This window comes from Limosilactobacillus mucosae (genome assembly GCF_046939755.1).
GTDB classification, from domain to species: domain Bacteria; phylum Bacillota; class Bacilli; order Lactobacillales; family Lactobacillaceae; genus Limosilactobacillus; species Limosilactobacillus mucosae_A.
On sequence record NZ_JBKZAY010000009.1, the window covers coordinates 58,474 to 69,577 of the forward strand.

At 46.7% G+C, this 11,104-nt stretch carries 10 protein-coding genes; all 10 read left to right on the forward strand.

The genetic code is table 11. From position 1 onward, the window contains the following. Nucleotide 1 precedes the first annotated feature (1 nt). The 10 genes from ACLUWI_RS04760 to lysS all read left to right on the forward strand — a co-directional run bounded on the left by ACLUWI_RS04760 (nucleotide 2) and on the right by lysS (nucleotide 10,658). Complete coding sequence (locus ACLUWI_RS04760; protein ID WP_412146371.1) at nucleotides 2-283, forward strand: RNA-binding S4 domain-containing protein; 282 nt, start codon at nucleotides 2-4, stop codon at nucleotides 281-283. A gap of 138 nt (nucleotides 284-421) precedes the next feature. Further along, nucleotides 422-784, forward strand: a complete 363-nt coding sequence (locus ACLUWI_RS04765) for an FtsB family cell division protein (RefSeq protein WP_412146372.1) — start codon at nucleotides 422-424, stop codon at nucleotides 782-784. 174 nt (nucleotides 785-958) lie between these two features. Next, complete coding sequence (locus ACLUWI_RS04770) at nucleotides 959-1,489, forward strand: S1 domain-containing RNA-binding protein (RefSeq protein ID WP_412146373.1); 531 nt, start codon at nucleotides 959-961, stop codon at nucleotides 1,487-1,489. Continuing rightward, nucleotides 1,452-2,861 (forward strand): tRNA lysidine(34) synthetase TilS, encoded by a 1,410-nt coding sequence (gene tilS, locus ACLUWI_RS04775; RefSeq protein ID WP_412146374.1) that lies wholly within the window; start codon nucleotides 1,452-1,454, stop codon nucleotides 2,859-2,861. The genes ACLUWI_RS04770 and tilS overlap by 38 nt, the downstream gene beginning before the upstream one ends. A 13-nt stretch (nucleotides 2,862-2,874) precedes the next feature. Beyond that, entirely contained in the window at nucleotides 2,875-3,414 is a 540-nt protein-coding gene (hpt, locus tag ACLUWI_RS04780) for a hypoxanthine phosphoribosyltransferase (RefSeq protein ID WP_412146375.1), read from the forward strand. Nucleotides 3,415-3,503: 89 nt separating this feature from the next. Further along, a complete protein-coding gene (gene ftsH / locus ACLUWI_RS04785) occupies nucleotides 3,504-5,612 on the forward strand; it encodes an ATP-dependent zinc metalloprotease FtsH (protein ID WP_412146376.1) in 2,109 nt (702 codons plus the stop codon). An 84-nt stretch (nucleotides 5,613-5,696) separates the two neighbouring features. Beyond that, entirely contained in the window at nucleotides 5,697-6,602 is a 906-nt protein-coding gene (hslO, locus tag ACLUWI_RS04790; RefSeq protein WP_412146377.1) for an Hsp33 family molecular chaperone HslO, read from the forward strand. Between the two features lie 248 nt (nucleotides 6,603-6,850). Next, nucleotides 6,851-8,032, forward strand: coding sequence for an MFS transporter (locus ACLUWI_RS04795; protein WP_412146378.1), 1,182 nt, complete (start codon nucleotides 6,851-6,853; stop codon nucleotides 8,030-8,032). A gap of 86 nt (nucleotides 8,033-8,118) precedes the next feature. Further along, nucleotides 8,119-9,156 carry a tRNA dihydrouridine synthase DusB gene (dusB, locus tag ACLUWI_RS04800; protein ID WP_412146379.1) on the forward strand — a complete coding sequence of 346 codons (1,038 nt, stop codon included), beginning with the start codon at nucleotides 8,119-8,121 and terminating at the stop codon, nucleotides 9,154-9,156. Further along, nucleotides 9,156-10,658 carry a lysine--tRNA ligase gene (lysS, locus tag ACLUWI_RS04805; RefSeq protein WP_412146380.1) on the forward strand — a complete coding sequence of 501 codons (1,503 nt, stop codon included), beginning with the start codon at nucleotides 9,156-9,158 and terminating at the stop codon, nucleotides 10,656-10,658. The genes dusB and lysS overlap by 1 nt, the downstream gene beginning before the upstream one ends. The last annotated feature ends 446 nt before the right edge of the window (nucleotides 10,659-11,104 follow it).

An 11,104-nucleotide genomic window follows, 5' to 3' on the forward strand; every position in this document is an offset into this window, starting at 1 on the left:
AATGCGGTTAGACAAGTTTTTAAAGGTTTCTCGAATCATCAAGCGGCGAACGATAGCTAAAAAGATTGCCGATCAAGGGCGCATCCTGGTCAATGGTAAACCGGCAAAATCGTCCAGCAGCGTTAAGGCTGGCGATGAGCTGACCATTCAGTTTGGCAATAAAACGGAGATTGTCCGAATTGATCAGATTATTGAGACTACTAAAAAGAGCGAAACGGATCAGATGTATACCATCATCGATGAAAAATTTGCCGAGGACTTCAGCAATCCATTTGACGATTAACCTTTAATCTATAGCGGTTTCGGCAATCGGTCTTGGTTAGTCAAAAGCTGACTCAGCACGTAATTTGCGATTAGGTTGGACAGTTGCTAAAAAATCCTGTTATACTTTGGACAATAATTACAAGGTGAGGAATTCTCAATGAAAGGTCGCAATGTCTACAGCCTTGATACGCCGTACGCTCAGCAGAAAACAGCTCAGCGGGCAGCGGACAAGGCATATGCTCGAAAAATTCATAAGCACCGGTTTTTAGCGATGGTCGGCATAATTGGTGTTTTGGTCCTGGTATTTGGCGTTCAGATTTGGAAAAATCAACGGCAGCTTGGTCGGGTCGATGCCCAGATTCAGCAGACGCAAACCCAGCTGACCAAACAGAAAAGCAAGCAAAAGCAGCTGAACAGTCATATTAAAGAGCTGAATGATCCTGAATATCTTCAGCAGCTGATTCGTTCTAAATATAATTACGCGAAAAAAGGCGAAACGATTTATAACTTTGCGAATTAAGCTAAAAGCGCTTTAGAAATCGTGACAGCGTTTAACTGACGATGTAAGAAAACGTTTTTAGCTTTTTTTGTTCGCTTTATCGCTATAATTGTTCACTTGTAACAATGTTGATTTATGTTATACTCAAAACTGTAAATAAATGATTGATTTTTAATGAGGAGGGCCAGCTAGTTCATGGCAATTGAAGAAGGAGCAAAGGTTTCAGGGAAAATCTCAGGTATTACTAATTTCGGGGCTTTCGTTGATCTAGACGACAACCAGACGGGATTGGTTCATATCAGCCAGATTTCTGATCGCTTCATCAAAGACATTCACGACGTTCTATCAGTCGGCGATACGGTAACTGTCAAGGTAATGAAAATTGGCAGTGATGGCAAGATCGCTTTATCGATGAAGGAAGCTCAACCTAAAGAAGAACGTCACCACCATGAGGAGCGCGAGAATCATCGCGAACAGGGACGCGGTTTTCACGAACGACGTCATGATGAAGCAGCTCATGGTTATGCCCACACCCAGGAACGCCATGAACACCGTGAATTTAACCATGCACCACAGCGCGGCTTTTCTGGGACTCGTCATCATCGGCAAAATGACAGTTTCGACAATATGCTGGCCAGTTTTATGAAAGAAAGCGAATCACGCCTGTCAACGCTGAAACGGCAAACGGATGGCAAGCGTGGGGGCCGTGGCGGTCGGCGCAGTTAAAATGAATCTTCAGCAACAGATTAAGCGGCGTCTGACAGGGCACCGCTTTTTTGAATCAGCTGCCCCCTTGGTAGTTGCCGTTTCTGGAGGCGTTGACTCAATGGTACTGATGGACGTGATGCAGCAGTTGGTTGATCCTGAACGATTGATCATTGCTCATGTTAATCATGAATTGCGCAAGCAGAGTCAGCAAGAAGAAGCTTTTTTAAAAAACTACTGTCAAAAGCATCAATTAAAGCTGTCAGTCAGGCATTGGCCAGTCAAAGAACATCCGCAAACCGGAATTGAGGATGCCGCGCGGACAGTGCGCTACCGCTTTTTTGCTCAGACGATGCAAAAATATCAGGCTGATTTTCTTTTGACCGCGCACCATGCCAATGATCAAGCAGAGACAATGCTGATGAAAATGGTTAGGGGCGGGCAACTGACAGCGCTGGCTGGGATTGAAGATGAACGGCCATTTGCTGGCAAAACGCTGCTCAGACCGCTTTTGACCATTCCCAAGGACCGGCTTTATGAGTATGCCAATCAGCATCGGTTAACCTGGTTTGAAGATGTCACCAATCAAGACCTTGCTTTGACGCGCAATCGTTTTCGAAATCTGATCGTTCCTGCCATGATCAAAGAGAATCCGCGTTTTTTAGAGCATATGACGGCGTGGCATGAACAGTTGAGCGATTTGCTGGCTTTTAGTCAAAACAGCTTGGCGCGGCTTCTGGCACAGATGACGACGGCGAATCAGCTGCGGCTGGCGAAGTATCGGCAGCAGCCCCAGTCCAGTCGCCGGCTGTTATTGCTGCAATGGCTGAAGAGCCAGGCGGTCTATGATCTGACTCAATCGCAGCTCATGCAGATCGACCAGCTGCTGAACGATGGCAAAAAGCCGCAGCAGGTCATGCAATTGCCAAATGAACACTGGCTGGTGAAGGAATATGATGTCTGTTGGCTTAAAAACGCGGTTAAAAAGGTCGATAATTCGCAAAAAAAGTCCGCAGCTGTGGTAGAATTGGGCCAATGGCATGAAATCAACGATGAATTGACGTTCGGGATCTTTAGTAATGATCAGCTGCCAAAAGACGCTATCGAGCTGGCCAGATTTAAGCTTTCGCCTAACGCTTTGCCGCTTAGTTTAAGGAGCTGGCAAAAAGACGATCGACTGCGCTTAAAAAACGGTGGCCATCAAAAGGTCAGGCGCGTCTTGATTAATGACAAGGTACCGCAGTTGCAGCGTCAAGAGCAGCTGGTATTGATTACAGCTGCTGAGACGGTGCTGTGGGTGGTTGGTCATAAATTTGCCTGGCTGGATGAGTCGGGTGGCGCTACTCAGGATCAAGAATGTCAAACCATTGTAGTTGCCCAACGAAAATGCTAAAAGGAGCAGATAGATGAACAACGATATTGAACGCGTCTTGTACAGCACTGAAGAGATTAATGCTGCCGAGGAACGCTTGGCTAAGCAGATTAATGCCGACTATGCCGACAAAAAGCCTTTGGTGGTTTCGGTCCTGACCGGCGCGGCACCATTTTCGGTTGATATGTTTAAAAAGATGACCTGTTACGCACAGCTGGACTTTATTGACGTTTCGAGTTATTACGGTGGTACCGAATCAACCGGCACGATCAAATTGATTCACGATTTGAAGGCTGATTTAGAGGGTCAAGACGTCTTGATTATGGAAGATATCGTCGACACTGGCCGCACGCTGCGCTATCTGGTTGATCTGTTAGGCGAGCGTGGTGCCAACAGCGTCAAGGTATGTACGCTGCTGGATAAGCCAGAGGGCCGTAAAGTCGAAATTGAAGCTGATTATGTTGGTTTTGTCGTTCCAAACGAGTTCTTGGTTGGCTACGGCCTTGACTATCAAGGCTACTATCGAAACCTGCCATACGTAGGAATCTTGAAGCCTTCCGTATATAGCAAATAGTTGATCAAATAATGGTCAATGATGGTCAATTATGCTATCATTTAGTCCATCAAAATAAATTAAACATTGCCGTTGGATAGGAGGTTGTTATGAACAACAATCGTAAAAATAATGGATTCGCTCATAACGTGCTCTTCTATGCGATAATCTTTTTGTGCATTATGGGAATTGCCTACTTCTTCTTTGGGGGAAGCAGTACGGATACGCAAAGCAAAAACGTTTCCCAAAGCACTTTTGTTACCGAATTGAAGAACAATAAGGTTAAGAGCTTCCAACTTCAACCAGACGGCGGAGTCTATAAGATCACTGGTACCTACCGCAAGCCACAGAAGGTCAGCGGCAGCGATGCTGGGTTCTCGATCGTCGGGCAAAAGAGCAGTACCACGACCAGTTTCCAAAGCTCAGTGCTGGACAGCGATGTAACGCTCAGTCAGCTGCAGAAGTATGCAGAAAAGCACAACGTTACCATCAGCACCAAGGCCGAGGAATCTAACAGCTTGTGGATGAATCTGCTGTTTACCATTTTGCCATTGATCATCATGGTATTTTTCTTCTACATGATGATGGGGCAAGCCAGCCAAGGCGGTCGCGGCGGCGGGATGATGAACTTTGGCAAGTCTAAGGCCAAGCCCGCTAATGCCAAGGAAAACAAGGTCCGTTTCTCTGACGTTGCTGGTGAAGAAGAAGAAAAGCAGGAACTGGTTGAAGTCGTTGAATTTCTGAAGAATCCAAAGAAATTTACGCGGCTTGGCGCCAAGATTCCATCTGGTGTGCTTTTAGAAGGGCCTCCAGGTACTGGTAAGACGCTGCTGGCGAAAGCAGTTGCTGGTGAAGCCGGTGTACCATTCTTCTCGATTTCTGGTTCTGATTTTGTTGAAATGTTTGTCGGGGTTGGTGCCAGCCGGGTTCGTGACTTGTTTGATCAAGCCAAGAAGGCCGCGCCATCAATCATCTTTATCGATGAAATTGATGCGGTTGGGCGGCGGCGTGGCTCCGGCATGGGCGGCGGCCACGATGAACGTGAACAAACGCTGAACCAATTACTGGTTGAAATGGACGGTTTTAATGGTGACGAAGGTGTTATCGTAATGGCGGCCACCAACCGGGCTGATGTTCTGGATCCGGCCTTGCTGCGGCCAGGTCGGTTTGACCGGAAGATTCTGGTGGGTGCTCCTGACGTCAAGGGGCGTGAAGCCATCCTGCGTGTTCACGCACGCAACAAGCCACTGGGCCCAGACGTTGACTTAAAAGAAATTGCTAAGCAGACGCCAGGATTCGTGGGTGCCGATTTGGCCAACCTGCTGAACGAGGCAGCATTGTTGGCTGCACGGCGCAATGAAAATGAAATTTCGGCTGCTGATGTCGATGAAGCCGAAGATCGGGTCATTGCTGGTCCAGCCAAGCGTGATCGGGTCGTTTCGCCAAAAGAACGCGAAACCGTGGCCTATCACGAAGCCGGTCACACGATTGTTGGGCTGGTCTTAAACGATGCGCGGGTCGTTCACAAAGTAACGATCGTACCGCGTGGCCGTGCCGGCGGGTATGCAATCATGCTGCCGCGTGAAGACCAGATGCTGATGAGCAAGAAAAACGCTGAAGAACAGATTGCTGGTCTGATGGGTGGCCGTGCGGCTGAAGAAATCATCTTCCATTCACAGTCGTCTGGTGCTTCCAACGACTTTGAGCAGGCGACGCAGATTGCGCGGGCCATGGTTACTCAATATGGGATGAGCGACAAGATTGGTCCGGTTGAGCTGCAAAGTTCTGGGCAGGTCTTTACTGGCCAAGGCTATGATCAAGCGGGCTACTCAGAGCATACGGCTGCCCTGGTTGATGAAGAAATCAAGCGGATCTTGAATGAAGGTCATGAACAAGCGCTCCACATTATTGAGACGCACCGTGAACAGCACAAGCTGATTGCTGAGGCGCTGCTCAAGTATGAAACGCTGAATGAAAAGCAGATTCTGAGTCTGTACAAGACTGGGAAGATGCCAGAAGCCGATGTTGAAGCTGCCGAAGATGAACAGCATGCGGCAACTTTTGAAGAGTCTAAGCGTGCTTTGGAACGTCGCGAAACTGAAAAAGTAGAGGGCGACCATGACGACGGTGCTGAAACCGATCATGATTCACAAACGCCGGACAGCTCAGCTTCAAATGATCAAAATGACCACCATGACGATCATGATGATCAGGCATAATTGCCAATTAACAGGAGCGTTTTTGACCACTGGTCGCCGCTCCTGTTTTATTATGGAATCAAAAATTAGAAAAGGTGACCAATAATGGAAAACAATGACTATTTAGTAAAAAGTATGACCAAGGATGGCATGTTTCGGGCCTATGCAGTGCGTGCTACCAACCTGGTTGAAAAAGCACATGAGATTCATGATACCTGGAGTGCCAGTTCAGCTGCGCTAGGACGAACTTTAATTGGAACGCTGCTTTTATCAACATCCAGCCTGGATGACAAGGCCGGTATGACGGTTAAGATTCAAGGCAATGGTCCGGTTGGCTATATCGTTGCTGATGGGACGGCGCATGGTGAAGTCAAAGGCTATATGAAAAATCCGCACGTTAATCTGCCATTAAACGAAGCTGGCAAGATTGATGTTGCCGGGGCAGTTGGCCGTCAAGGCACGCTTTCGGTAACCACGATGACGCCAGGCGATAAGACGCCATATACTGGTGAAGTCGATTTGATCTCAGGCGAGTTGGGTGATGACTTTACTTATTACCTGGCTAAATCGGAGCAGATCCCTTCAGCAGTCGGTCTGTCGGTGTTTGTTGAAAAAGATGATTCGATCAAGGCAGCGGGCGGTTTTATGGTTCAAGTAATGCCTGGTGCCAGTGATGAGGCTATTACCAAGCTGGAGGATGCAATCAAGGGGATGCCAAGAGTCTCGGACCTGCTCTTGGAAGGCAGGACGCCCGAAGATATCTTACACATGCTGTTCCCAGACGAAGAGCTTAAGATGCTGCAGACGATGCCAGTAGCGTATGCCTGCCATTGCAGCAAGAATCGTTTTGCTCATGCTTTGGCAACGATTAAACCTGCCGATCTAAAGGAAATGATCGAACAAGACGAAGGTGCTGAAATTGTCTGCCAGTTCTGTGGCAAGAAGTACCATTTTGATAAGCAGGACCTGGAAGTGATCTTAAAACAGGCCACCAGCAGCGATCAAGAATAGTCGATAAAAATCCCGTGCTCATCGACCGGGATTTTTTTGTCGTTTTAAATATTTTTCGGACACGGCAAAGAGCACCAGAGGCAATTACTAAGATCACAAGTATAATCGGTAAAGGCATTAGAGATTACATTTTTGATATTTTTTGAAATTTAACTCGGCGTTTTGACAGCCAGCTGCCAGGGCCTTATTGACATTTTGGATCCGACCATTGAAAATTAAGGCAATTTGTCAAGAGATGGGTGAACAATTTGAAAGACGATTTGTTTAAATGGCTGGGTGGACTGGCATTTTTAAATAACGTTGGCTATAGCTGCGTATGGCCGGTGACGACGATCTATATGCATAATCGGCTGCATCAGTCGTTGATTCTGGCTGGAGTAGTTCTGCTGTGCTATTCCGGCGCCAACGTCATTGGCAGCATTGCGGCAGGCAGTCGATTTGATCGTGGTCATACGTTTGGCTTGAATCTTTTTGGTCAGCTGATTACGCTTTTGGCCGTAACGCTATTGATCTTTATGCATGGTTGGCCAAGCTATCCCATTTTGTTATGCATCTTTGGTTTTGGCAATGGCTGGATTTTGACTTTGATCAATTCAATGGGTACCAGAGTCAAAAAATATCCCAGCATTAAGGTCTTCAATCTCCTTTACCTGGCTGAAAACATTGGCTTGGTAGTTGGCACGGGACTGACTGGCTTTATCTATGAACGAGGAATTGGCTGGCTGTTTGTGCTGATTAGCGGGATCTATTTGGTCAGTTTGATCATCGTCTGTATTAAGTTTTTTAAGGTTGAGCTGCATGGTGAGCGCTTAGTCAGACAAACAGCTGCCGTATCGGCTGATCTGAACGGCAAGCGTAATTTTGGCGTCATCATCGTTTTGCTGCTCGGGCTGGCAGTCGTCTGGATTGTGTACGAGCAGTGGATGAGCAATCTGGCAGTCTATCTAACGCGGTTTGGCATATCAACGGGACGCTATGGCATGCTTTGGACGATCAATGGCGTTTTGATTATAGTTTTTCAGCTGCTGCTTGACTTGATTGGCCGCTATCATGGAACGCTTGATCTGCAAGTGATTCTGGGGGCTTTTTTTATGGCTGGTTCGTTTATGCTGCTGCTTTTTGCGAATCGCTATCGACAGTTTGTCTTGGCGATGGTCGTGCTGACGCTGGGCGAGTCGCTTTTGATTCCTGGCGTGCCAGCATACGTTAACCGCTTGTCACCGGTTGCTCAAAAAGGGCGCGGGCAAGGGATGGTCAATGCATTTTCATCGTTTGGCAAGGCAATTGGCCCGCTGTTTGGCGGCTTAATCATTGAAAACTTGGGCTATTTTAGCTTATTTGCAGTCTGTACGGCCGCTGATTTGATTGTCGGTACGATGATCGGAATAGTACTGCTGATTTTGCGTCACGGCCTGCAGACCTATGATTAAATTGGAATTGCTGAGGGTCTGGCTTGCTAATCTGGCAATGATTAGGCTACAATCGTTTTGATTGCAATTTTAAGGAGGATATTTTTGTGGAATGGCAAATTGGCAATGTCACGATTCCAAATCAGGTCGTAGTAGCTCCCATGGCTGGGGTTACTAATTCTGCGTTCCGCGTCATCTGTAAAAAGTTTGGCGCTGGCTACGTGGTCTGCGAAATGATTTCTGATCGCGGCATTATGTACCACAACAAAAAGACCCTGTCGATGCTGAAGGTTGAGCCGATTGAACATCCGATGGGCATTCAGATTTTTGGCGGTACAAAAGAGACTTTGGTTCAAGCAGCCAAGTTCATTGATGAGAATACCGAAGCTGATGTGATTGACATCAATATGGGCTGCCCAGTCAACAAAGTCGTTAACACCGATGCCGGAGCAAAATGGCTGTTGGATCCCAATAAGGTCTATGAAATGGTTTCTTATGTCGTTGATGCCGTTAAAAAACCAGTTACGGTCAAAATGCGGATCGGCTGGGATGATAAGCACATCTATGCCGTCGAAAATGCATTAGCAGCCGAACGTGCCGGTGCACAGGCAATTGCCATGCATGGTCGAACTCGAAAACAGATGTATACAGGTCACGCGGATTGGAATATCCTAAAAGAAGTGGCCAATGCATTGACGATTCCATTTATGGGCAATGGTGACGTTAAAACGCCAGAAGATGCCAAACGGATGCTGGATGAGACCGGAGCAACTGCAGTGATGATCGGTCGGGCCGCGATGGGTAATCCATGGATGCTTAAGCGGACTGCTCATTATCTGGAGACAGGCGAACTGCTTCCAGAAGCTACGCCAGAGCAAAAAATCGCGATGGCCAAGGAGCATTTGGCTGGTTTGGTAGAATTAAAGGGCGAGCATGTTGGCGTTCGTGAGTTCCGAGGACAATCGACTTTCTACATCAAGGGAATTCCCCGGGCAGCCAGAACAAAGGCAGCGTTGGTTGAAGCAGAAACGCAGCAGGAAATGATTGATATTTTCGATCGCTTCTTGGAGGAAACACAAAAGCGGGCAGCACAGCAAGAGTTGCGTCGTGCTCAACGCCAGGCAAAAATTGAGGAGGAAGACTAGTGTCACAAGAACTGGATCAAATGCGCGTTCGTCGCGAAAAGATGGATGAACTCAAAGCAGCAGGAATTGAACCATTTGGCCGTCGCTACCATCGCGACCACTTGGCTCAGGATCTGCATGAACAATTTGATCAGGTAGATAAAGATGAGTTGCTTGAACAGGAAAACATGGTCAGCATTGCCGGCCGAATGATGCGCAAACGCAGCAGCGGTAAGGCAGGCTTTGCGGATTTCGTTGATCGGACGGGCAAAATTCAGGTCTACGCGCGTAAGGATATGGTTGGCGATGAACAATATCATATCTTTAAGCGGGCCGATCTTGGCGATTTTATGGGGATCAAAGGTGACGTCATTAAGACCAACACCGGTGAATTGACGATTCGTGCACATGAAATTACTTTCTTGTCCAAGGCTTTGCGGCCACTGCCAAACAAATGGGAAGGGGTTAAGGATCCAGAAACCATCTATCGTCAGCGTTACCTGGATCTGATTGCCAACCCTGAAAGTTTTAAGCGTTTCCACCAACGGACGGCCATTATCAAGGCAATTCGCAAGTACATGGACGATCATGGCTTTACCGAAGTTGAAACGCCAATTCTGAATACCCAGGCAGGTGGTGCCAATGCACGGCCATTTATTACCCACCACAATGCCTTAAACATCGATATGTATCTGCGGATCGCGACGGAACTTTACCTGAAGCGGCTGATCGTCGGGGGCTTTGAACGGGTCTACGAACTGGGACGGGTCTTCCGTAATGAAGGGATGGACCTGCAGCACAATCCAGAATTTACGACGATTGAAACCTATGCTGCTTACTGGGATCTTTGGGATGTCATGGATGAAACGGAAGGCATCATTAAGGCGGCTGCCAAGGTAGTTTCTGATGATGGCAAGATTACCTATCAAGGCACTGACATTGACCTTGGCGGCGAATTTAAGCGGATTACGATGAACGACGCCGTTAAGGAACAAACGGGCATTGACTTTAAGGAAATCAAGACCGATGAAGAAGCTCGTCAGCTGGCGGCAGAAAAGCACGTTAAATACGAAAAGTGGTGGTCAAAGGGTCATATTCTAAGTGCCTTCTTTGACGAATTCGTTGAAGATACCCTGATTCAGCCAACGTTTATCTATGAGTTCCCAGTTGAGGTATCGCCACTGGCTAAGCGGAACCAAGAAAATCCTGAAATGGCTGATCGGTTTGAACTTTACATTGCCGGCGGTGAAATGGGCAATGCCTTCAGCGAACTGAATGATCCAATCGATCAAAAATATCGTTTTGAAATGCAAGCTAAGGAAAAGGCTAATGGTAACGATGAAGCTGAACCAGTTGATCTGGACTATGTTGAGGCTTTGGAATATGGGATGCCGCCAACGGGTGGTCTGGGAATCGGTGTCGACCGTTTGGTAATGCTTTTAACGGATGCCAAGTCAATTCGTGACGTTATTCTCTTCCCAACGATGCGTCCAGAAAAGACTGCTGATGAAGAAGAAAAATAATATTTAGCACACTAAAAACACGTCTTGCAGATCTGCAGCGTGTTTTTTTATTTGCCGCTAGAATTAATAAGTAGATGAGTCGTTGATAAATTAAGGAACATAATCTGAATAGCAGTGCGTTTTTAATTGCTTTTTGTTCGACTAATAGCGAATTACATCGATCCTTATGGCATATTAGTTCGTAAATATAAAATAGATTTAGAAAGTTTGAAAATATCGTTGACGAACCTTTGGGAAACCTGTATAGTATTTATTGTTGTCAAAGCGATTGGATGGCAGTCAGCTGTTTGAACGTTGATGATCAAGAAAAAACTTCTTGACATTAGTTTGACAATTTGATATACTAAACAAGTCGCTGATTTGCTTGACTTTGAAATTAAATAAATTTCTTCTTGACAGGCGATTAGAGATTTGATAAAATAGCTAATGTTGTGATTCAACAACAT